This window comes from Streptomyces sp. NPDC001415 (genome assembly GCF_053597395.1).
On record NZ_JBSFIE010000047.1, the window covers coordinates 14902 to 37238 of the forward strand.

Annotated in this window: 20 protein-coding genes and 2 pseudogenes; 7 read left to right on the forward strand and 15 right to left on the reverse strand. The window is 67.7% G+C overall.

Going from position 1 to position 22337, the window contains the following annotated elements; all coding sequences use genetic code 11:
• The first annotated feature begins 78 nt into the window (after positions 1 to 78).
• A complete protein-coding gene (locus ACWC2B_RS35000; RefSeq protein WP_450723866.1) occupies positions 79 to 1308 on the forward strand; it encodes a serine hydrolase domain-containing protein in 1230 nt (409 codons plus the stop codon).
• Positions 1309 to 1598: 290 nt separating this feature from the next.
• Here the strand turns inward: ACWC2B_RS35000 and ACWC2B_RS35005 are convergent, their stop codons facing one another.
• On the reverse strand, positions 1599 to 1997 hold the full coding sequence (locus tag ACWC2B_RS35005) for a hypothetical protein (RefSeq protein ID WP_450723868.1): 399 nt from the start codon (positions 1995 to 1997) through the stop codon (positions 1599 to 1601).
• 347 nt (positions 1998 to 2344) lie between these two features.
• Between ACWC2B_RS35005 and ACWC2B_RS35010 the strand changes: the two genes are divergently transcribed.
• Complete coding sequence (locus tag ACWC2B_RS35010; protein ID WP_450723870.1) at positions 2345 to 2932, forward strand: histidine phosphatase family protein; 588 nt, start codon at positions 2345 to 2347, stop codon at positions 2930 to 2932.
• Between the two features lie 33 nt (positions 2933 to 2965).
• Here the strand turns inward: ACWC2B_RS35010 and ACWC2B_RS35015 are convergent, their stop codons facing one another.
• The 8 genes from ACWC2B_RS35015 to ACWC2B_RS35050 all read right to left on the reverse strand — a co-directional run bounded on the left by ACWC2B_RS35015 (position 2966) and on the right by ACWC2B_RS35050 (position 9570).
• Positions 2966 to 3271, reverse strand: a complete 306-nt coding sequence (locus ACWC2B_RS35015; RefSeq protein ID WP_450723872.1) for an MmyB family transcriptional regulator — start codon at positions 3269 to 3271, stop codon at positions 2966 to 2968.
• Positions 3271 to 3459, reverse strand: coding sequence for an MmyB family transcriptional regulator (locus tag ACWC2B_RS35020; RefSeq protein ID WP_450723918.1), 189 nt, complete (start codon positions 3457 to 3459; stop codon positions 3271 to 3273). The genes ACWC2B_RS35015 and ACWC2B_RS35020 overlap by 1 nt, the downstream gene beginning before the upstream one ends.
• Before the next feature lie 331 nt (positions 3460 to 3790).
• Positions 3791 to 4246, reverse strand: coding sequence for a GNAT family N-acetyltransferase (locus ACWC2B_RS35025; RefSeq protein ID WP_450723874.1), 456 nt, complete (start codon positions 4244 to 4246; stop codon positions 3791 to 3793).
• A 474-nt stretch (positions 4247 to 4720) separates the two neighbouring features.
• Positions 4721 to 4984, reverse strand: coding sequence for a hypothetical protein (locus ACWC2B_RS35030; protein ID WP_450723876.1), 264 nt, complete (start codon positions 4982 to 4984; stop codon positions 4721 to 4723).
• 29 nt (positions 4985 to 5013) lie between these two features.
• Positions 5014 to 5685, reverse strand: a complete 672-nt coding sequence (locus tag ACWC2B_RS35035; protein WP_450723878.1) for a DUF4097 family beta strand repeat-containing protein — start codon at positions 5683 to 5685, stop codon at positions 5014 to 5016.
• A gap of 524 nt (positions 5686 to 6209) precedes the next feature.
• The gene (locus ACWC2B_RS35040) at positions 6210 to 6815 is read right to left on the reverse strand and encodes a ScbR family autoregulator-binding transcription factor (protein ID WP_450723880.1); all 606 of its coding nucleotides are present in this window, start codon (positions 6813 to 6815) and stop codon (positions 6210 to 6212) included.
• A 744-nt stretch (positions 6816 to 7559) separates the two neighbouring features.
• On the reverse strand, positions 7560 to 8789 hold the full coding sequence (locus ACWC2B_RS35045) for a cytochrome P450 family protein (RefSeq protein WP_450723882.1): 1230 nt from the start codon (positions 8787 to 8789) through the stop codon (positions 7560 to 7562).
• 94 nt (positions 8790 to 8883) lie between these two features.
• The gene (locus ACWC2B_RS35050; protein WP_450723884.1) at positions 8884 to 9570 is read right to left on the reverse strand and encodes a ScbR family autoregulator-binding transcription factor; all 687 of its coding nucleotides are present in this window, start codon (positions 9568 to 9570) and stop codon (positions 8884 to 8886) included.
• Between the two features lie 401 nt (positions 9571 to 9971).
• On the opposite strand from ACWC2B_RS35050, the gene ACWC2B_RS35055 reads away from it, so the two are divergent.
• Positions 9972 to 11888 carry an acyl-CoA dehydrogenase family protein gene (locus ACWC2B_RS35055; RefSeq protein ID WP_450723886.1) on the forward strand — a complete coding sequence of 639 codons (1917 nt, stop codon included), beginning with the start codon at positions 9972 to 9974 and terminating at the stop codon, positions 11886 to 11888.
• Positions 11889 to 12687: 799 nt separating this feature from the next.
• On the opposite strand, the gene ACWC2B_RS35060 is transcribed toward ACWC2B_RS35055, so the two are convergent.
• Entirely contained in the window at positions 12688 to 12825 is a 138-nt protein-coding gene (locus ACWC2B_RS35060; protein ID WP_450723888.1) for a hypothetical protein, read from the reverse strand.
• A 208-nt stretch (positions 12826 to 13033) separates the two neighbouring features.
• On the opposite strand from ACWC2B_RS35060, the gene ACWC2B_RS35065 reads away from it, so the two are divergent.
• Positions 13034 to 13207: a hypothetical protein gene (locus ACWC2B_RS35065; RefSeq protein WP_450723890.1), complete on the forward strand. Its 174-nt coding sequence runs from the start codon at positions 13034 to 13036 to the stop codon at positions 13205 to 13207.
• 871 nt (positions 13208 to 14078) lie between these two features.
• Here the strand turns inward: ACWC2B_RS35065 and ACWC2B_RS35070 are convergent.
• The 5 genes and pseudogenes from ACWC2B_RS35070 to ACWC2B_RS35090 form a co-directional block, all read right to left on the reverse strand.
• Positions 14079 to 15116, reverse strand: coding sequence for a hypothetical protein (locus ACWC2B_RS35070; protein ID WP_450723892.1), 1038 nt, complete (start codon positions 15114 to 15116; stop codon positions 14079 to 14081).
• A gap of 930 nt (positions 15117 to 16046) precedes the next feature.
• Positions 16047 to 16172: pseudogene (locus tag ACWC2B_RS35075) on the reverse strand (ArsR family transcriptional regulator); the annotation flags it as partial.
• A gap of 510 nt (positions 16173 to 16682) precedes the next feature.
• Positions 16683 to 17063: a hypothetical protein gene (locus ACWC2B_RS35080; RefSeq protein WP_450723894.1), complete on the reverse strand. Its 381-nt coding sequence runs from the start codon at positions 17061 to 17063 to the stop codon at positions 16683 to 16685.
• Positions 17064 to 17384: 321 nt separating this feature from the next.
• A pseudogene (locus ACWC2B_RS35085) lies at positions 17385 to 17471 on the reverse strand (hypothetical protein); the annotation flags it as partial.
• Positions 17472 to 17665: 194 nt separating this feature from the next.
• Positions 17666 to 19141, reverse strand: coding sequence for a hypothetical protein (locus ACWC2B_RS35090; protein WP_450723896.1), 1476 nt, complete (start codon positions 19139 to 19141; stop codon positions 17666 to 17668).
• A gap of 357 nt (positions 19142 to 19498) precedes the next feature.
• Here ACWC2B_RS35090 and ACWC2B_RS35095 point away from each other — a divergent pair, with 357 nt between their 5' ends.
• The 3 genes from ACWC2B_RS35095 to ACWC2B_RS35105 all read left to right on the forward strand — a co-directional run bounded on the left by ACWC2B_RS35095 (position 19499) and on the right by ACWC2B_RS35105 (position 22015).
• The gene (locus ACWC2B_RS35095; RefSeq protein WP_450723898.1) at positions 19499 to 20083 is read left to right on the forward strand and encodes a GNAT family N-acetyltransferase; all 585 of its coding nucleotides are present in this window, start codon (positions 19499 to 19501) and stop codon (positions 20081 to 20083) included.
• A gap of 643 nt (positions 20084 to 20726) precedes the next feature.
• Entirely contained in the window at positions 20727 to 21257 is a 531-nt protein-coding gene (locus ACWC2B_RS35100) for a GNAT family N-acetyltransferase (protein WP_450723900.1), read from the forward strand.
• Positions 21258 to 21361: 104 nt separating this feature from the next.
• On the forward strand, positions 21362 to 22015 hold the full coding sequence (locus tag ACWC2B_RS35105; protein ID WP_450723902.1) for a transposase family protein: 654 nt from the start codon (positions 21362 to 21364) through the stop codon (positions 22013 to 22015).
• Positions 22016 to 22337: the final 322 nt, after the last annotated feature.

Genomic DNA, 22337 nt, shown 5'->3' on the forward strand with positions numbered 1-22337 from the left:
CGCCTCGTAGGGGGCTCAGTCCCCCTCCTGGTTCGAAAGGTTGGCGGGGGCCGAACACTGTGAACAAGGAGATTCATGATGGGTACGAGCAACAGCGGCTTCTCCGAGGCAGGGCTGCGCACACTGCGCGAGGTACTGGCCCGGCATGTCGAGTCCAAAAGGATTCCCGGGCTGGTAGCCCTGGTCAGCCGTGGCGGCCAGACGCATGTCGAAGCAGTCGGGACGATGCGTCATGACGGTGGTGCGCCGATGCGCCGGGACACGATTTTCCGGATGGCATCCACGACCAAGCCCGTCACGATGGCGGCGGCGATGGTCCTGCTCGATGAGTGCAGGCTGCGTCTTGACGAGCCAGTGGATCCGTGGCTGCCCGAACTCGCCGACCGCCGGGTGCTGAAGCGGCCCGACGGCCCGCTGGACGAGACCGTGCCGGCTCAGCGGCCGATCACCGTACGGGACCTCCTGACCTCCACGTTCGGACTCGGCATGGATTTCGCGTTGATGGACTCCCCGATCAGGGCCGCGACTTTCGAGCGTCTTGACTACAGCGTGGCGTCGGGGCCGGCGCCCGAGCCGGACGAGTGGATGCGGCGCCTCGGCGAGCTGCCCCTGTCGTACCAGCCCGGAGAGCGGTGGCAGTACGACCTCAGCAACGAAGTACTCGGCGTGCTGATCGCCAGGGTCACGGGCCGGCCGTTGGAGACGTTCCTGCGCGAACGCATCCTCGACCCTCTGGGCATGAAGGACACCGCCTTCCACGTGCCCGCCGAAAAGATCGACCGGCTGCCGCCCCTGTACGGGCCCGATCCGCAGACCGGAGAGTTCGTCGTGTGGGACGAGGCGGCAGGCGGACGGACCAGCAGGCCTCCGGCGTTCCAGGGCGCCGGCGGCGGGCTGGTCTCCACCGTCGACGACTACCACGCCTACTTCCGGATGCTGCTCAACCACGGCATGCACGGCAGCGAACGGATCTTGTCCCGGCCCGCCGTCGAGTTGATGACCACCAACCGCCTCACCCCCGATCAGCAAGCCGCCCGAACCGCCATGTACAGGAACATCGCACACCTCACGGTCGGTCAGGGGCAGCAGGGCGGCTGGGGTTTCGGGATGGCAGTACGCACCCACCGCGGCGACTACGCGCCCCTCGGCCAGTTCGGCTGGGACGGCGGTACCGGGACCACGGCCTACGCCGACCCGGACAACCAGCTCACCGGAATCCTGCTCACGCAGGTTGGGATGTCCACCCCGGACTCGTCACGGCTCATCCACGACTTCTGGGCCACCCTCTACCAGGCCATCGACGGCTGACACCGAGCGCGCTGAGCCCGGCGCGGCGGCGAATCTGCGCAGACGCCGGGCCGAGCAGGATCTGGCTGACGCCGCCGAGTGCCTCACCGAGTGGCGTGAGGGGCCGGCCCTAGACAGGTGGCTGCACGGCGTATCAGAAGGGCTCGCATCAGAAGGGCTTGCGCCCCGGACTCCACAATTCCGATGGCCCCACTCCGGACCGCCCCGAACTCAGCGAGCCGCACGAGCTGCTGCTCGTGCGGCTTGCCGCGTCAGGTTTTCCGGCAGGAGACCCGTACACCGAACCGTCGTCAGAGCAGCTTCTGCGGAGCCTGGAACTGATCCACCGGCGCAACATTGCACTGATCCTTGACAGTGCCCAGCAGATGTCCGCCGATGCCCTCACCCTCCGGCAGCCCCACCACGCAACGACCGTCGATGTGGCCGAGCGGGGCACCGTGGTTGTTGAGGATGCCGCCCGACTCGCCGGCGACGGTGGTGTTGCCGTTGCTGGTCCCGAAGTTCGTGGCACCATTGCCACTCGCGGTCGGGCCCTGCCCGACGTTGGTGGCGAGAATGCGCTGAAGCGCGTCGGTGGGGGACTTGTGGGCCTGGGGCCCGGTGGTGTGTGCCGTGGCCGAGGCGGGCATGGCGACGGCCATCGTTGCGGCGGTGGCGAAGGCTGCCCCGGCGAGAACCTGCTTGATCACGGTTGTGCTCCCATTCGGTGGATCGGTGAGGGTGGCAGGCCCGCCTTGTGAAACCCGCCGCCCCTTGGAACGAGGGACACGCGGAGCGCGTCACGAAATGCGCTCATTCAGACCAATGCGTAGGAGTGTCAGCTGATACGACGCCCGCCGTCCGCCGACGCCTCCCGAGGCCGCAGACACACCGCAAGTGAACGCCTTGACCGGCTCCGCCACCGGCACCGCAACCGGCACGGACGCGCACGTCTCATGACGATGACCGGTGGGGGCGCGCGGAGCACGACGAGTGCGTTCTGACCGTGCGGAGGACGTGTTCGGCCGTATCGCATGGTCGGGTACCGTGCGCAGCCATGGGTGAACTCATATTGATCAGGCACGGCCAGACCGCGTGGAGCCTGTCGGGCCAGCACGCCGGCCGCACTGACATTCCGCTGACCGATGCCGGCGAAGCCGCGGCCAAGTCGCTCGCTCCGAGACTGGCCCGACGCCAGCTGGTCGCCGTGTTCAGCAGCCCGCTGAGCCGCGCCATGCGGACGGCCGAGCTGGCGGGCCTGACCGGCGTCAAGCCCGACCCCGACCTGATGGAGTGGGACTACGGCGGCTACGAAGGCCTGACCGCGGCGCAGATCCGGGAGACGAGGCCGGACTGGGACTTGTGGCGGGACGGAGTCATTCCGGGCGACGCCGACCATCCTGGCGAGCAGCTCCAGCAGGTGGCCGCGCGCACGGACGCGGTGCTGGACCGTATTCGGCCGCTGTTGGACGACGGCGACGTCGCCGTCGTCGCTCACGGTCATCTGGCACGCGTGCTCACGGTGCGCTGGCTCGGCCTCGACGCGTCCGCCAGCCGCCTGCTCGGCCACCCGCATCCAGGCACACTCAGCTTCCTGGCCACCGAGGGCGAGCAGCCGTTCATCGCCGCCTGGAACGTTCCGTAGCGGCAGCCCGCTGCCTACCGGTCTGTTCGGTGATCAAACGGCGGCCTTCCAGTCGGTGGTGCGCAGCACTTCGGCGGTTTCGGCGTCGGCGGGGAAGAAGGACTCGATGGCGAGCTCGGCGACCGTGATGTCGAGCGGGGTGCCGAAGGTTGCCATGGTGCTGAAGAAGGCGAGCTCGCGGCCCTGGTGGCGCAGCCGCAGCGGGACGGCGATCTCGCCGGGGCCGGGCAGCTCGACCTTCGGCTCGCATTGGTCGCAGGGGTAGCCGCTCAACTCGTCGTACAGCTTGGCGAGATGGGTATCGGCGGTCATCGTGATCTGCTGACGCAGCCGGCTCATCAGATGGCCTCGCGCCATTCGCCGAGATTGCCGATGCGCGGGGCCATGCCGTCGGGGTGCAGGCTCACCCGCAGCAGCCGGGCAGGCTCGTTGGCGTCGACCCGGTTCCAGTACCGGTCCAGGACGACGGCCGGATACGGCTCATGGGCGGCCAGCACCTGGCCCACCATGTCCCGGACCGCGGACATGTGCGGGGCCTCCAGACTGGTCTCGTGGTAGGCGGGGGCGTAACCGGCGGCAAGGAGCAGCGGGTTGCGTCCGCGCAGCTCCAGGTGGAGGGATTCGGCCAGGCGCAGGACGGCGTGCCCGGCCGGGTACGGCGGGGTCTTCCGGCGGAACACGAAACCTTCGGGTGTAATGCTCCCGCAGGTCAGTTTGATGCTGGGGCCGTGCGCGGACTGCGCAGCCCGCGCCGGCGCTCACACCAACACCCCGGCAATCCAGCACAGCCACCCCAGTGCGGGGTGGCTCCCCCGGGCTGCCGGGGGCCCCGCTCCTGGCGGACCCGATCGAGACCCCTCAGAGCCTCTTCGTCATGAACGTGCTGTTCGGGTCGGGCTGGTAGTCGGCGAACGGCTCGCAGGGGGCGAACCCGAACTTCTCGTACAACTTCCTGGCGGGCAGGAAGAACTCGGCCGTGCCCGTCTCCAGGCTCAGCCTGGTGAAACCCATGCGCTCGGCCTCGGTGATGATGTGCTCCAGCATCAGGGACGCGACCCCGCTCCGTTTCCGTAGGGGCGCGGTACGCATCGACTTCAGCTCCGCATGACCCTCGTCGAGCCGCTTGAGGGCGCCGCAGCCGACGAGGGTGTCGCCGTCCCTCACCGTCCAGAAGGTGATCTCGGGCTTGCGGAGGGCATCGAGGTCGAGTGCGTGCTTGCTCTCCGGTGGCGTGATGGACTGCATCTGCTGGACGTGCTTGTCGAGGAACCCGGCGATCTCAGGACCGGAGAGGTCATCCACCACAATCTTCATGTTGCTCGTCCTTTTCCGGGCCACGCTTCGCGAGGCCGCATGGGGTTGGGGCCGGTCTTCCGGGTGTTCGACGAGTCTGCCAAGGTCTGTCCGATGAGCCGCTCCGGACCCTGCCTTGCCCTGCTGGTCGACGCCGCGCAGAAGGAGCCTCCGGCTACCGCTGTGACGGGGAGGGTCGCTGGACGCCGACGGGCCGGCTGCCACGCCTCGGTCCTTCAGCCGGTCACACGGACAACCATCCGAGCACCCGCCGACCGTCTCCTGATGCCGAACCGACCTGTTCCCGGGCGCACTTCGGCAGCACTCGATGGGATGGCGAGTGCACACGACGACGCCCGGCTCGGGGATCCAACCGGGCGTACGTGTGACTCGCTCCGGATGCCCGCATCGGTGACCACGGGGTGGCCGAAGAGCGGGACGGGGTGCCGATGGCCAAGGCCTCGGCCAGCAGCCGACGGTGCAGGTCGGTCAGCTTCAACACGCGGTCATGGCCCGGGCGCTCCCCAGCTCGGGGAAGGCGCCCTCCCACATGTCACGGACGTAACTGCTGATCAGCGTGCGTAGGACGGGCCATTGGCCGATCAGCAGGTCCTGGTCGAGGAAGCGCTCCAGGTCCTCGCGCTCTCCCTCGCCCAGGACAGGACCATGCGGTGCAGGCTCATCCGCGACTTGATGCCGGTCGGCTCGCAAGCGCTGCGCCCCGACCAGACCTCGTGCGGCGGCAGGCCCACGGTGCATGGTGGCCAGTTGGTCATGCTGGGGTGTCCTCACAAGCTGCGGGCCGTGATGTCGCCGTTGGCGGTGGTCGCGTGGATGTTCAGGGCTGCTGCGGCGCCTTCGGTGTTGTTGAGGGCGTTGTGGATGCGGCCGTAGGAGGTGCCCGCGTCCAGGGTGGCGGAGGTTCCGTGGGCCGCGCCGACCGAGATCTTGCCGGATTCGGTGCGCAGCGTGAGGGTGCCGTGCAGGGCCTCGGCGATGCGGATGTCGCCCGCTGCGACGCTGATCTCGCTGTCCCCCGCCAGGCGGGCGACCGAGACGTCCCCGGCGTGGACGGTGAGGCGCAGGCTCGCGGTCTCGTCGATCTGGGCGGTGCCGTGGGCGCCCTCGAAGGTGACGTCGCCGAGGCGTCCCGCGGTGCGGAACTCTGCGGCGCCCGACTTCGCCTCGATACGCGAGCCTGCGGGCAACTCGATGGTCACGTCGAGGGATCCGGAGGCGCCGAAGTACTGGTTCTTCGCCGGGGCGCCCTCGATGCGCAGGACGCCGTTGTCGTAGCCGACGGTGGTCTGTTCGGCGGCCTTCACGTCCCGGCTCTTGGTGGCGTCGGCGGGCTTGATCTCGACGGTGGTGTGGGGCTGATCGGCGGCGATGATCTGGACGCGTCCGGCGGGGATGTCGAGGACTGCGGTGATCGGGGCCGTGGTGGCGAACTTCTGCATGGTGGTGTTCTCCTGCGACTCGTCGTCTTCTGCGGCTTCGTTCGCCGCGTTGTTGAAGAGAGAGTGCGTGGGGTGGGTTTCAGCGGGGTGTTACTGCGGTTTCAGTGGGCTTCAGGTGGGTGGGGTCGGCGCGCCGCCCGGCGCTGGGGGCAGCTGCGAGAGGACGTACGGACAGCGAGGACGTACGACAGAGGGGACTTCCAGAGAGCCGTCTCGATCGTCGCCGGGCCTGGGGGCGGGAAGGGGAGGTGCTAATCGTTCCCTTGGCAGCAATCCCAGGAGGGAAGCTCCGTCAGTCGTTCTCGTACGCCACGACCTGCTGGGTACGCAGAGCCAGCCGGGCGCTCCTGTCCCGGCGTTCCTGTCGGGGCGCTCGGCTGCCTGGCGCAGGACCTCGGTGAGGTGCTTGCGGTCGGAGGCGACGGTACAAAGCGCGCCCTCGCGAGCTGAGCAAAACCGCCGATATGGTCTATTAGCGCCGCGGGGGGCTTCTCTGCGCGGGGACCGACGTCCCGGCAAGTGGCCTACAAGCAGGCCATCGTCGCCTTGGATCCGGACGCCATCAGGGTGTCGAGGCGGGAGGACTCCGCGAGCCTCGGAAGAATCAGTTGCCAGAACCGGGTGAGTGGCGCACGCGAGAGCCACCATTCGTCCTGCCGACCCAGGGTCCCCAGCCCCGCCGTGACGGCCACCACGGCCGTCGCGACTTCCTGTGCCGAGTTCTCCGGCGCCAGGGCGCCCTCCCTGTCGGCCCGGGCCAGGGAATCCTCCACCCACCCTTGCCACTTGCCGCGCAGCCCCGCGCCGACGCGTACGTGCTCAAGACTGTCGCCGAGGCTGAAACCGGCGCGCAGGAGTACATCGTGGTCGAGAGCCTGGACCAGGGCGTGCGTGGCATCGATCAGCACCTGCAGGGCGTCGTCAGCCCGTTGCTGAGTGATGCCCTCAAGTCGCCGCGCCGCCGCCTGGCCGACCGCGTCGGCCAAGGCCGCCTTGCTGGTGAAGTGGAAGTGCAGCGCGCCATTGCTCACTCCCGCCCGGGCGCTGATCGTGGACAGCGAGGCCAGTTCGTAGCCTTCGCGGTCGAACAGCGCGGCAGCGGACTCGATCAGGGCGGTGCGCGTACGCACCGCGCGATCCTGTTTGACCATCAAACGACTCCGGTAGTGAAGAGGGACGGGCATCGGGCGTGAACTCCGCCGGTAAAACCGTCTGAGCGCGCCCTCCCATTGGAGACGCCCTTGTCATCGCTTGAGCACACGCAGTGATTGCCGTAACCGTCTCGCCGGGCACCCTCACGCAAGGGACAGTAACAAACCGCTCTGACGGTTTCTAGCGCAGGTAGAACAGTCTCGCTCAAGCCTGGTCCGCAGAGCGAAGAGCTCCGCCGCCCAGGGCTGCGGAACTCTCTGCCGCCGACTGCCGCCGCGGGGCCGCGTGAGAGGGCGGCGAACACGGATAGGAGGAAGGCCCTCTTGGAGCTATGGGTCTCCTCTGCGCTGCGGGAGGACTGTTCGCTGCGGATCGAGGGCCCGGAGTCGGGTCTGCCGGATTCGCCACGGCGGCCGTGGCCAGGAGTGCTACCGCCGCCGGATCGGCGAAGGCAAGACACCGGCCGAAGCGCGGCGTGCCCTCGAACGACGACTCTCGAACGTCGTCTGCCGGATCATGAAACGTGACGACCAGCGAAACCAACTCGCAGTAGCCGCCGCTGACATACAGCTGGCATACAGAGGCAGTGATCGGCGGTCTACCGATGCCTCCGGGCCCGGTGGCACCCCCAGCTCATCAACGGCAGGGGGGAGGAAGCCACGCCGGTCCCGGAGGCGGGAACCCCGTTGCGGGGCCACGCAAAAGACAACGCGGAAGGGAGATCAGCCGGCGGGCCGGAGTACCACGGGCAGCGATCCGTAACCGTTGACTATGAAGGACGGCATCGGGTCGATGCTCTCCAGTGGCGCGGCCAGGGCGAGGTCCGGGTACCGTTCGAAGAGCTGCTGCAGGGCGACCGTGGTCTCCAGACGGGCCAGCGGGGCCCCCAGGCATCGGTGCACGCCGTGTCCGAAGGCGAGGTCCTCGCCACGGTGACGCAGCACGTCGAACTCCTTGAGGTCTTCCCCGTGTTGCTCGGGATCCTCGACGGCGGCGGCGAAGGAGATGACGATCGCGTCCCCCTTCTTGATCTTCGTACCGTCCAGGTCGATGTCCTCCACCGCGAAACGCAGCGGCGAGAAGGCCGTGGGGCTGTGCGTGCGCAGGGTCTCGTTCATCACGTCCGACCAGTCCACGCGGCCCGCGCGGACATGCTCCAGCTGCTCCGGACGGGCACACAACGCCCCGATGGCATTGGTGATCACGGCGGACGTGGTCTCCTGGCCGGCGGCGATCATCAGATACAGGGTGCCCAGGAGTTCGTCCTCGGTCAGTGCGTCGCCGTTGTCCTGAGCCGCGATGAGCGCGGACGTCAGGTCGTCACCCGGCCGGACCCGCTTGTCCGCCACCAGTTCACCCAGCATGGCAAAGGCCCTGACCTGCGCGGCGGCCATCTCCTCGGCCGCCACCACCGTGTCGAAGACCACCTCAAGGGTGGAGCACAGCGGTTGCCTGAGCTCCTCCGCGACGCCGAAGAGCTCGCAGATGACCCGCATCGGCAGCAGCTTCGCGAACGACTCCCGCAGGTCGATCGTCTCCCCCGCCGGCACATCCTCCAGGTCGTCCAGAAGCCTGGCAGTGGCCTCCTCGATCCGGCCACGGAGCGCCTCGGTGCGGCGCACGGTGAACGCCCCCGAAACCAGCCGACGCAGCCGCGCGTGGCTCTCTCCGTAGGCGAACAGCATGTTCTCGTTCGCCACCCACGGATAGAGCGGCCACTCCTGCGTTATCCGCCCCTCGATGAAGGCGGGCCAGTGCTTGCGGGCGTCCTTCGACACCCGCGGGTCCAGGAGCAGTTGCTTGACATAGCGATGCCGAGTGACGGCCCACGCCGCCACTCCCCCAGGGAGCAGCACCTCAACGGCCGGCCCCTGCCCGCGCAGTGTCGCGGCCTCACCTGCGAGATCGCTTCCCGTGACATCCAGCGCATAAGGGCAGACAGCCTGCTTCATTCGTGTCTCCGCTCGGTGAGTCCTGCGTCTTTCACGTTCCATAACCCTGCGCGCCGAGAGCACGGCCCCCCGGCGTACTGCTGGGACGGCCGGCTCAACCGGCCATTTCGAGTTCCGCGTCCTGCCGTTCCCTCATCGCCGCCTCATAGATCTGCTGTCCGCGGCTCGCCGAGAAGTCCAGCCGGACGAGAACGGCGGGCACGGCGATGGACGGCATGACGAGCCGGTACAGGTCGATCACCCGGTCCGCCATGTCCGTCCGGTCGGTCATGATCCTCGACAGCACCTGGATACCGGTGAAGGAGCCGACCATGAACTTCGCGACCCGCGACACGTCCGTGTCCGGGAGGATCTCCCCGTTCCGCTGGGCCGCCTCGAAGAGGTCCACGGTGTGGTCGATCCAGGCCGTCATCGGCACCCGTCGGTCCAGGCCGTCCTTGGGCGATCCCTGGTCCACGGTGAGGCGGATGCTGCCCTGGATGATCGGATCGCCGGAGTCCCGCCCGAGCAGGTGCGTGAGGAGCAGCGACTCGTCCAGGGACTGCTGCAGCTTCAACTCCCGCTCCGGAACCGCGGGCAGGGCGATGACCTGCTCCGCCAGGACGGCTTGGGCCAGCTCGTCCTTCGACGTGAAGTGGAAGTAGAGCGCTCCCTTGGTCATGCCGGATTTCTTGAGGATGTCGGCGATCGTCGCCGCTTCAAAGCCGACCTCGTCGAACACCTCTGCCGCCGAGACGAGAATCTTCTTCCGCGTACGGATGGCTCGTTCCTGCTGCGCCACAACCCACCTCCATGCCAGCCCGCGACCTACAGAAAAATAAACCAAAGGGTTCGTATTCTAGCATCGGTAGCCGCGCACGACGAATAGGCACCGAAGGGCCCACACTGGCTCTACGGCCCCATTTTCGCGTGCAGTTGAGGGAACGCGCTTGGAGAATAAAACCAGATTGCTGGTTGTTCGAGCCAGCGTGGAGGGAGGTACGGGGTCCAGCAGCTCCGATTACTTGACCGCCATGTCCGAAATGCGACGGTCGGGCATGTTTCACGGGTCACCCCTGAAGCCGTTGAGTACCCACCCACCTACCTCGCCCCCCGAAAGAAGTTGCAAATAAAACCGGTTGGTACGTATCTTCGTGGCTGAGATTCCCACTCATCGGGTCCCTCATCAACGGGGAGAGGTCCATGACCTTGCTGACGCTCCAGAAGGACGCCTTCATCAGAGCAAAGACGGAGGGGACCGTTGGCAGCAACGGTCTCCACAACCGTTTCGCGTTCGAGCCCTCGGCCACGGAAGCCGGTGAACTCGCGCACCTGCTCTTCGACAGGCAGGACCGGGACTGGATCCACAAGCCCTGGCGCACTCTCGTAAGTGGCCCAAACTTCACCTACCGGACCGGGCTGTCGCCGGACGAGCGGACCGCCCTCTCCTACGACCGGCTGCGTCTGGTCAACGAGGCCGTCGGCAACGCCGCGGAGTTGGCCGACGATCCCCACCGACTGGCCGGCCTGCACGAGTGGACAGGGCCGGTGGACGGTGGTCTGTGCACGGTGGCCAGCATCCACTACAACCTCTTCCTCGGCAGCCTCATCGATCACGACACCGACGGCCGCGACCTGTCCGCCTTCACCTCGATGAAGCACACAGGAACGTTTCTGTGCACGGAGCTCGAACACGGCAATGACGTGGCCTCGATGGAGACCACGGCGGTGCTCGACCGTACGACCAACGGATTCGTCCTGGACACCCCCACTCCGGGAGCGCGGAAGTTCATGCCGAACACCAGCACCATCGGCGGCCCGAAGAGCGCCCTGGTGGCGGCCCGGTTACTGATAGACGGCCGCGACCACGGGGTCTTCCTCTTCCTGACCCCACTGAGCGACGAGAACGGCCACCTGCCCGGGGTGACGGTCCACCGGCTGCCGCAGCGCACCGGTACCCCGGTCGACCACAGCCTCACCGCCTTCGACCACGTGTGGCTGCCTCGCGAGGCCCTGCTGGAAGCCGCACACGGCCGGCTCGACTCCAACGGGGAGTTGAGCAGCAACCTCGGCAACCGCCGCAAACGCCTGCTCCGCTCCATCAGCCGCATCACCATGGGGAAGCTCTGCATGAGCGCCGGCACGCTGGGCATGTCCCGCACCGCGCTCGCCATCGCGGTGCGCTACGCCCACAACCGGTTCATCGCCGGGACGAAGCCGGGCGAGCGGGTGGCGCTGATCGCCCACCGCAGTCACCACGGCCGCCTCCTCGACAAGCTCGCCACGGCGTACGCCATGACGTTCCTGCACCGCACCACCGTGACCCGCTGGGCCGCGCACACCGATGAGGACCGGGCCGAGGTCGAGCGCCTGGTGGCCATCGCCAAGGGCTGGATCACCTGGCAGGCCCGGGACATCACGATCGAGTGCCGGGAGCGGTGCGGAGCGCAGGGACTCTTCCCCGCCAACGGCCTGGCCGACCTCCCCCTGAACATCGAGGGCGGAATCACGGCCGAAGGCGACAACCTCGTCATCTGGGTCAAGGCCGCAGCCGAGATGGTGCTCGGCCATGAGGTCGACCGCAGGGCATCTGCCGAACTCCCGCCCGGCGAAAGGAATCTGACAGACCTTCACTTTCTGCGCGACCTGCTCGCCGAGTTGGAGGCCCTGTGGCAGAACCGGGCCCGCACCGCGCTGCGTGAGGGCCCGTCCGGCGACCCGCTGGCCCGATGGAACGAAACCTCCCCAGCCGCCCTTGAGATGGTCTCCGTCCACGCCCGTCTCAAGGCCGCCGACACCTTCATCGACGCCGCCGCCCAGGCCATGGTTCCCTCGGCCCGCTCCCTGCTGGAGAGCCTGTGCCTGCTGTTCCTCCTCCGGCAGATCAGCGAGCACACCGGGGACCTGCTCGCCGACGGTCACATGACCGCCGACCAGGTGCGTCAGCTGCCCAGGATCGTCAACACCGTCATCGCCGACCTCGCCCCGCACATGGCGACCCTGGTCGACGCGTTCGACATCCCGGCCGAGATGCTGGCCTCCGTCCCCATCGCCAACGGCACCTACATCGACCAGCGCCTCGACGCCTCGGCCACCGGCCAGGCCCTGATCCCCGTATGAGCCCCGCTCCCTTTTTCGAACCGGTCCAGCCGGTTTGAACTCTTGTTTGAACTGCTTGGGTGAGCGAAGCAACCCCCACATACGCGCTCGCTGCCGCCTACGGAGAGCGACCCGCGGCACGGGCAGCGGGTCGCCCGTGTCCCATGGCGGTGTCGTCCTGCCACGCGTCAGCGGGCAACTGCCAACTCCGCGCAGCCGTACCGCGTCACGTCGATACTGATACTGGGCGGGTACGGCAAGGCTGAACTCCCGTAACGCGGCGAGCGTGACGAAGCAGCAGGGCCGGGCGTCGCGGACGCGGGCTGCCCTCCGCGGAGGCGTTCCTGCGCGGCCGCCCGGGCGCGGGGGTGCCCTCTGGGAGCGCCGTCGCCCAGCTCAGAGCGTCTGGCGGCTGGCGTTGTCGGGCGTGGTCGTCACTGAAGGGGGCGGGCGGCCTCCACCTCCATGTTCCGGCGTGGCATCAACTCCCCTTGCCAGAAAGGTTGGTGAGGATTCGTCATGTCCTAACGCACTGCCCGATCCTGGGGGCCGGAGCCGTTGTGTACCCGTATGCGCCGTAGCACGGCCCGGCCGGGCCGCTCGTCCTGTGTTACATCCCCGGGGACACACCATTCGCCGGTTTCCCACGCCAGTAGGCTACTTGACACGGCACAGAACCCAGCCCTGCAGGGTAGAGCCGTCGAGGGGGATGGCGGTTGCCGTCGCCCTACTCTCCGCAGGCACCTTGCCCCTCGACCCCGCCGCGTACGCCGATGAGCCGCTCCCCTCGGTGTCCTGCAGCCCCGGCCGCTTGCACCATTTACAGGATGTCGCCGTACAGGGCGCGACGGTCGTCGTACAGGGCGTAGCCGCGGGGCCGCGAGGCCTTCACGCGTCCCGCGAGCATCGCGACCGAACGCCGGACATCGCCAATGGCTTCTCGGATTCCGGCCGTCATCACACGGGCAGCCGCCTCATCCAGCGGTTCCTGGGGCCCGGCGTTCAGAACCGGCAGTCGCCCCCCTGTTTTTATAGGCGGGGCCGGAATAGCCCCCTGTTCGGGGTAGACCGGCGCGTGTCCTTCCGCCGACTTGAGCCGTCATACGGCAGCGTGGACCCGTCACCTACTCAAACCTCAACTACGTCGACAACAAGAGGAATCCCTCATGCGCCGTACCGCCGCACTCCTCCTCGCAACCGCTTGGATCCTGGGACTCACCACCACCACCGCAATGGCCGACGGCTCCCCCGCCGCCGCCCCCGCCAGCGCCGTCGTCGACATCCCCACCGTCGCCGGGTACGTCTTCCAAACCGTCACCGCACTCGGAGGCCTCAGGTGAAGTCAGCGAAGCCGCCGACAGCCACGGCGCGTTAGACCGGTCGAGTCCGACCCGAGCGCAGCAGCGGGGCAGCTCCTGGCGGACAGTCCCCAGCTCGCCCCGGCGGTCTCCGTGGCCTCCGCCGACCTGTCCGATGGGTTGTACGGCCTCCGGCTCGGCCGTGCAAGTGGCGCAACTCCCGCAACTCCGGGCGCCGATAAGCGGCTGGGATGCCGGGCAGGCACGTACCGACAACCAGTCCGTGATGTGCGCGGACTGGTGATCCTGCTCCGGCTGCTGCCCGGCATCGAGGTCGTCAGCGGTGGAACCCTCGTTGATCGCCCCAGCATCTGGCATGGTGCTGGTCATGGCCACTGACGGCACAGTCCGGGGCACCGGGCATGTATCCATTGATCGGTCACAGTTCTGGGTTCAGGACTCCGGTCCATCGCCTGGTGCCGTGGAGGAGCCGGCCAACAACCTGGACGTCGACGAGGGGCATCCTGTGGCAGTCGGCCACGGTCGCGCGCATCTATTGAGCAATGCACACGATCACAGGTGCACGATGCATTTGGAGCTGCGCCTCCTGCCGCCCAGGTCTCTTGACGACCAGTGGACGAAGCTGGGGTCCTGGCATTTCCGGACGCGAGATGGCGATGTCCGCGTGTATGTGATTTCCCGACCCGAAGGTCCCAGGCTAGTTTTCGTCACCCAGGCCCGCCCCCTCCCAGGAGGAAGGGAACGGGGGCCGGTAGGTGTGGCCCGCTTGCCAGGACAGGCAGGGGTGGCATCGACGGATCCTGTGCCAGCCGGACTCGGTCCTGCGGCCAGGGTCCCCGCCGCTGCGATCCGCGGCAGAGGAATAGGACATGAGGTGTGACGTGCGGGCAACTTACTGACGAACAGTGTGAGTTGCGTCCGTGTAGCGCCTGGCGAGCGCGTGGAACGCCTCCTTCGGTTCCCAGGGCATGTCGGGGTAAGTGCGGGCATCAGCAGGGTAGTTGCTCTGCTTGTCGAGGATCTTGACGATGCCATAGGAGGCCATGTCCTCGTCCGGTCCAGTCGTGCGGTGGTGTGTGGCGAAGCCGGCGAAGCTGAACCAGAAGACTGAGTCGACGCCCTCCCCCTCGAAGACGGTCATGAGGTCGTCGAGGTAGCGGACCTGCTCGGTCTCGTCGCGGATCAGGTCGGGTTTGAGGGTGACGCCGTCGGCCTCCCTGGCCATGTACCAGCCGGCGCCGCCGTAGTCGCCCGCGCCCCGGTAGGTGCAGCAGCCTGCCTCCATGATGGCGACGGGCTTGCCGTGGGCGAACTCCTTGCGCAGGTCGGCGCGGTAGGTGGGGGCATTGCGCAGGCCCCGGAAGGCGTCCAGGCCCACGATGTCGAACGGGGTCCAGTCCACGCCGTCCAGAGGGCAGGAGGCGTAGCTCACGCGGCCGCCGAAGAGAGGCCGTACGGTGTCGACGGCCTCACCCAGGAAGGTGTTGACCTTGTCGGGAATACCCTGGAGCGCGGCCTCTCGGCCGGGGCCTGCCAGGATGGGGATGCGCTCGTTGAGGGTGTCGCCGGGCAGGTAGCCTCGGGCGAAGACGCTGAGTTCGCAGCCAGTGACCAGGGCGATCTCGGCGCCGTCCCGACGCAGCCGCTCCGCCCGCTCGGCGCAGTCGGTGAACAGCGCCAGCATCTCGGCGTTCGTCAGCTCGCAGGGGAACGGCGAGAACCAGACCTCCAGGCCCACCTCCGCCGCGTAACGCGCCGTGGCCTCGATCCGGTCCGGGTCGCCGCCCGTGATGCGGACCGCGTTGCAGTGCAGGTCCTTCGCGATGACCCGCATATCCCGTTCGGCGTCGCGTGGGTCGAAGCCGGGGCGCGAGGTGTCGCCGTTGGGAAACGTACCGGTGTCGTAGTGGATGCCCTTGCCGCGCAGCATGACGGGCGCCTCCATAAGCGTCGCTGTGTTCGTACGCCGCGATCGTCCAGGTTCCAGCCGCGTCAGAGTCAAGGCCGCACGATGCTCAGCCGGCATGAGCGCAGTGACGGCCATCCCAGAGGCGGATCGGCGCCCATCGAGAACAGGTGTCACCTGCCCAGAGAAGTCACACCAACGGTCAGACGAAACAGGACGCCGGCCAAGTATGAATCGAGATGGCCAACTATTGGCCCGTGGCAGGGAAGATTGAGCGGTCTCGCTGATTCCTGATATGTAGCGGGTTCTTCTCAAGGGGCCATGGGGTGTCAGCCCCTTTGGCTGGGAGGGGGCATAGGGGGCTGAACCGGGCACTACCGGGGTGTGCTGTGCTGGCTTGCCCTCGGCTCGTTTGCGGTCGTAGAACCGGCAGGGCTCGTCGGAGTGCCGGATGCTGAACAACGCCGAGGTGCAGGAGACGCGTTGGAGGCATCGGTTGTATCGCTGGGGTCGCCGCAGGCTGCCGCTGACCTTGCCGGAACATATTCCAACTCCCAGCGACTGAACTCCACTGCGAGGGGAAGCAGGCCCACTGCGCGGCGTCCCGCGAGTTCTCCTGAGCGCCGCCGCGTCCCCTATGGGTGCCGACAACTCCCGTCACCGGCGTTGAACTACAGTTTCAGGATCACAGCGTGGTATTGGCGAAACAAGCACGCCCAGGACAAGCGCCTAACGCGACATCGTCACCAGGTCGAACATCGCCTGACGCTGCGTCAGGCGACCTACAGCACCCCACATCAGGCGCCGAAATGCTCTGGGTAGGGGCAGATCTCTAGCGCCTCGTCCGGACAATCGCTCCAGCCCCGCCAGAGGTGCCGACTGACTGTGGCGTCTGGCGAGGGCGCAGCGGTGTTGTTGATCGCTTCGACTGCGGAATGGCGCGGCTGAGCAGGCCGGGAAACGCGCGTCCAGGTCGTTGCGGCGTAGCCGGTTCAACCGCCGGGTTCCCTCGTCCCTCTGGTGGATCACGCCGGCTTCCCGCAGGACCTTGAAGTGGCCGCTTTGGATGGACTTGCTGACTCGCCCAGTACGGCCCGGCGCCCGATGTCCTGCCATTCGCGGTGGAGATCCGTGCTGCTGGTTCCGGCGGCGGCCGCCATGCCGCGCCGCAGATAATGCGCCGCTATCTGTGCGATCGTTGAAGGCGGCCAGCGGCGAGGCTCCGACCGCAGTGCGCGGCGTGGCCCTGGTGTCTATCGACTGAAAGCCAACGACGACATCCACGGCCCGCACTACCTATTCGCCGTCCTCGGCACCAACTGACCCCCCACGTATGCCGCTTCACGTCGCTCTGCGGCCCGGCGCGAAGAGCGTGGCCAAACACCTCAACTCGGCGAAGCTGGTTCTGACCTCCGCACGGACACAGGCAGGATGAGATGAACGACGGCTTCACATGTGAGCTGAATCGTTAGCGAGCAAAGAAGGAAGTCGTTCCCGCTGTGCCAAAGGCCTCGGCTCGCCGCGCATGGACCATCGGCATGCGCGGCATGGTGAAGCAAGAAGCCGCGGCGACCGGGTCGGAGGCCGTCGTCAGTACCGATCGAACTGGGCGGCGGCATGCGGGCTACGAGGCCTGCGAAACCACTCGCCCGCGGTCCGCTGGCTGAGGAGCACGACAACGACGATGGCTCCAACCAGGGCGAAGACTCCCCCCGGGATGCCCCGGGCTGTCCCGCCCAGCGCCATCATGATCTGCACGCTGGCCAAGATGACTGAGACGGTGCGGACGCCTTTGCCTGCGGTGCCGTAGCGGAAGGCTAGGACGAACAGAACACAGCCCATCAGGTTTTGGCTAAAATTCGCGCCACCAACCCTAGGCGTATCAGCGATGCTCAATGCAATCGACATCAGCAAGCACAGGCCCATCATCACCCAGATTGTTATCTGCGCGGCACGGACACTGGTCGGCATTGCCACAGGTACTACTGGGGCCGGCGCGTACGGAGCCCCGTACGGCGGCAGTTGAGGTGGATATCCGTTCGACATGGTGACACTGTAGCCACGAATGCGCGGAGCTATTGCGGCGGTCGACGCTCTCCCGCCGTCCGGGGTGAGTTCGGGCAGCAACTCTCGTCGATCCCGCCAGGGGGATCCTCCCCTGTGACCGGTGTCCGCCGGACTCCGCCTTGCGGACCTGGGGCCGACTCGTCTCTCACGAGAGGCCACTTGTCTTGGTCGTGCGCCTTGTTGACGTCGGCTTGATGCCGCCGCACGCGCACTTCGGTGCCGTCCAAGCGCCAGGCTCCCGGCGTCTCTCAGCCCGGCAGTAACGCGCGGGACCCCGTAGGTGCCATCCGATTCCCGGTGGATCCGGGCGATGCGCCCGCCCCTCCCGACATCCGCCCCGGGCCGGGCGGCTTGCTACGCGTCCCGCACCCATGTCCGCAGCGTCTCATGGTTGACGCCCAGATCATTAACCACCGACGCATACGTCCCGCCCGGACTGGTGTGGTACAGCGGTGACACGTCCTCCTCCCCCCCCCCGGCTCCGCGTGGTGGGCGTTGCGCAGTGTTCAGTTGGTGCGGCGGCGGTGGCGGCCCGTGCCGGCGACGAAGGCGGCGCCCATGCCGACGAGGGCGGTCCCGGCTCCGAGCGCCCAAGTCGTGGCGTCACCCGTTCCGGTCTGCGCTAGCTCACCGGTGGCCTGCGTGGTGGTGTTGGTGGCTGTGATGGGCGTCGTGCCCCCGGTCTGGGGCTTTGGGTTGCTCCCGCTCCCAGTGCCGGGGGGTGTGCTGGTTCCGGGGGCCAGGATCGTGGAGCGGAACCACGGTGAGAAGCTTTCCATGCGCTCCCTGCCACCCAGGTAGGCCTCGGTGATGGCGCGCAAGGTGATGGGGACGGTGGGGGCGTCCGCGGTGAACCGCATCCGTACCTTGAGCGTGGTCTTCTGGCCGGCCGCCACGTCGGAACGGCTCAGCTCGTAGCCGAAGTAAAACGACTCGCTGTCTCCCTCGTTGCTCACCCGGACCCAGCGGCCGACGCCCTTCGCATCGGTGCGGTACGTCTCGACGACGATCTGCCGATCCTTGATGAGCGAGTCGTCGACCGTGGAGATGCCAAGTCCCACGCTCAGTTCCTTGACGGCATTCTTGCCGGTGTTGTCGACGCCGAGGGACAGGTACTGCCAGTCTCCCCCGGCGACGAATCCCTTCGGGACGCCGGCCAGCGTCGCCTTGGGGCCTTCGAGGACGGGCTTGTCCTGGTTGCCGCCGCCGTCATCCGTCGCGGTGGTGACGCGCGAGGTGTACCAGGTCGACGGAGCCCAGGTGTAGCCGCCGCCGGTCGTGCTCACACCGTCGCTGGTGATGTCGAAACGGCCTGGCGTGGCGGCCGCGGTGATGCGGACCCGTACCTGGACGGTATAAACGGCGTCCTGCTTCACAGTGCTCTTGCCGAGGCCGAATTCATGGGAGCCGTATGCGCTGTCGTCGCGGCCGGGCGGGATGGGCGCCGCCGTCCACACGGCACGCCCAGAGGCGTCGGCGTGGCGGATCTCTACCTGTATGTGCTCGCGCTTGAGCGACTTGTCGTCGCGATGGAAGGCGATGCGCGGGGTGAAGTCGCTGACGGCACGGTGGTGGGAGTTGTCGACCTTGACCGAGAGCTGGGTCCAGGCGCCACCTGCCCGGAAGCCGGCCTGCGGAATGCCGGACGTGGTGACCTCGGGGCCCTGCATGATGGAGTCGGCCTTGGCCGCCGGGGCTTCCTTTGTCGCCGATGCCCCGGCCGTCGGGTGACCGGAAGCCTTCAGCTGCGGTCCGTTCGGCGGGGACGTCTGCGCCTGGGGTGCCTTGCGGGTGACGGTCGCTGTCTTGGTGGGCTCGGGGACCGCGGTGGTGGCGTGGTCACTGCGGGCAGTGTCATCCTGGGGAGTCGCGTCCGGGACGGTCGCGGCGGGCTTGTCCTGCGCCATCGCGGGTGCGGCCATCACCAGGGACGGTCCGGTAGCCGCGGCGGCAGCGGCCACGGCAAGGTGCTTGAGTCTCATGTGGGTTGTTTCCCCTCCTTGTGCGAATCCGGGACGCTCTCATGCGTCCCGGCCCTCCCTCGCACGTTTGAAGCCGCCAGTGTAAACATCGGAAAAGTGCGAGTACCGAGGAGAATTGATAACGGATCAGCATCGAGTTGCTCGCCGGTTACGGCTCGTTGGAACGTCCTTCCAGCCCCGGCCACCGCACCACAGTTCTTTTCCTGCCGACCGGGGACGCGACGACGCCGGGGGTGCCGCATGGCACCCCCGGCGTGACGTCGAGAGAGGAAAGCGAAGGGAACCAGTTTCAGTGAGGTGTGCCCGGGATCGGATATTCGGTGTTCTGCCACCCCATGAGGACACAAGATGGTGCGCATGACTGTGGCCACCCCCGTACTGCACACCGCTCGCCTGCGACTGCGGCCCTTCACGGACGCCGATGCGGACCTCCTCTTCGCGCTGCACAGCAGCGCCTACGTGCTGCGCTACTGGGACTCACCGCCGTGGACGGAACGGGCCCGCGCCGATCGTTTCATCGCGATGTGCCGGAAGATGGCGGACGAAGGCACTGGGGCGCGGGTGGCCATCGACCGTGCCTCTGACGGGGCCTTCGTCGGCTGGTGCGGTCTGACCGGATGGAATCCGGACTACCGCAGTGCGTCGTTGGGCTACGTCCTCGACGAAGCGATGTGGGGCCACGGCTATGCCACGGAGGCCGCACACGCCGTACTGCAGTGGGCATTCGACACTCTGGACCTGAATCGAGTTCAGGCCGAGACCGATACGCGCAACGTGGCATCTGCCCGGGTCCTGGAGAAGGTCGGATTCGTGCGTGAAGGGACGTTGCGGGAAGACTGTGTGGTGAACGGCGAGGTATCCGACTCGTGGGTGTTCGGGTTGCTCAGGCGAGAGTGGCGCCCGTCGGCTGTACCGATCGCAGCCCGCGAAGTGCGGCGTTGAGTCTGTTTCTGGCAGCGGCCTCATCCAGGAGGAAGCCTTGTCGGGTGAGGCGTCCGAGGCGGCGGGTGATGTTGGCGGCCGCCTCGTCGGTGGGCATGCCGAGGAGTTCGTGCAGCTCACGGGCTCCGAATGCCTGGCTGGGGTGCTGGTTGAAGGCTGCACGATGGCCTGGTCGGCGGCGTTCGTCTCGGGCGGGTCAGGCTCGGTCCAGGATAGGACGCGTTCGGCCATGCCCTTCCGGATGGTGGCTGGGTCCGCGAGACGGGCCTCCGTCTCGGCCAGGGCGGCGGTCAAATGCTCGACCTGGTCGCCTAGTTCACCGGCCCGAGCCTCGGTCCCGTCGTGCTGGGCCTGCAGGTCGGCCAGGAGCTCGATGACGTTCACGCGGCCGGCCCGAGGCTGTGCCCCCGGCCGGGACGGGTGCGGGCAGGCGGAGTCGTCGAAGGCGGATGCCGCCAGCACGACCACCCACGCGGGGCGCTAACGGCTCGGTCCCCGATTAATGGTGGGTGTGGCTCTGTCTCGGGGACAGCTGATCTGGGGTGTTGGGACGACTGTTGACCAGCCCGGGGTGTTGTGATGGGCGGTGGTCGGTCGGGATATTCGCTGGTCGCCGCTTGTTGATGGTGGTCATACTGCCGCGATGGATCCAGTGACTCTTGAGACCGACCGTCTGGTGCTGCGGGCCTTCACACCTGCCGACGTGGATGCGGTGTACGAAGCCTGCCAGGACGAGGACATCCAGTTCTACACCCCGGTGCCGGTGCCGTACCGGCGTGCGGACGCGGAGAAGCTCGTCGGTGAGAAGCTGCCCGCTCAGTGGGCCGAGGACAGGGACTACACCCTCGGCGCGTTCCGCAAGGACACCGGTGCCCTGGTCGGCTCGTACTGCCTGACCCTCGTCAGCCGCGGCGTCTGGGAGCTCGGTTACTGGGCGGTCAAGGAGCAGCGCGGACGCGGGTACTCGGTGGAGGCCTCTCGGGCGCTGTGTGACTGGGGCTGGGCCGCCCTCGACGTCCACCGCATCGAGTGGTGGGCCATGGCCGGGAACACCGGCTCGCGTGCCGTCGCCGAGAAACTCGGCTTCACCGTCGAAGGGACGCTGCGCAATCGCGGCATCGCCAACGATGGCAAGCCGCACGACTGGTGGGTAGGCGGACTGCTGAGGCCCTGATGCTCGGGCCGCTGCTTCGCCGGCTGCGTTTGCTCTGCTGCAGGGAAGTTCCGATCATCAGCGGGCAGCCGTGACGTGGCAGTGGCCGCACGGGTTCTTCGAGTGTGACCAAGAAGTGGGCCCGTGGCGCCTTGACCCATCCTGCCTTCTGCGGCGTCTCGCGCGCACAACTCGGCGATTTGATCGCAGAGTGGGACGATCTGTGGCTCGCCCGGTGCGAGTCGGAGCTTCGTGAGCGGCGTTGTGCCGAGCGTCAGCGGGAGGCCGGTGCCGGCCCGAAGCACGACCTGGTCTTCACCGACCGCCTGCTCGCCACCCTGGCCCTCTTGCGCGCCGGGCTCCCGCACGGCGCGCTCGCCGAGCTGTACGGCATCGCCCGCTCCACGATCTCCCGCGTCATCGGGGAGATCCGCCCGTTGCTGGCCATGCGTGGCTTCGCAGTCCCCGACCACTCCGGCGTGCGACTTCGGACCCTGCGGACGTGTTCGCCTATGCCGAGGCCGCGGGGGTCCGGTTGCGGATCGATGGCGCCGAGGCCCAGGTTCGCCGCCCGAAGGCAGGCAGACGGATCTGCGTCGAGCACGCCCACGCCGAATTTGCGGCAGTGGCGCCCACTCCAGCGCTACACCGGCCCACGCGAGGGCTACGCCGCGACCCACCAGGCGATTGCTTCATTGGTTTCGGACCGTTCGGCTCGCCGACCGACCCGCCGCAAGCCGAGCACCGAGCTCGTGCTCGCCCGGCAGGTCACCTGCTGATCAACCACCAGCCGACCCGCCAGGCCAGCACGCCCCAACCCCAATCGCGGACCAAGTCGTGAGCCCCAACAGGCCGAGACAAAAACTGGCAGCGAACACGCCGCACATGCCGGCCACACTGACCCACACGGCCCGTAACGCCCGCACCCTCCCGCCCCCCATGACACCCAGCCCGCCCCGAACCGCGCGAGCCGCACGAACCGCTGATCGTTCAGCTCGGCGCGTCGGGTGATCCGGGCGGAGGCTCGAAACTCCGAGTCATACGTCAGAGCGGCTTCTGCGGGACGCGGGACATGGAACGGGCCGGCATGCGCGACGTTGC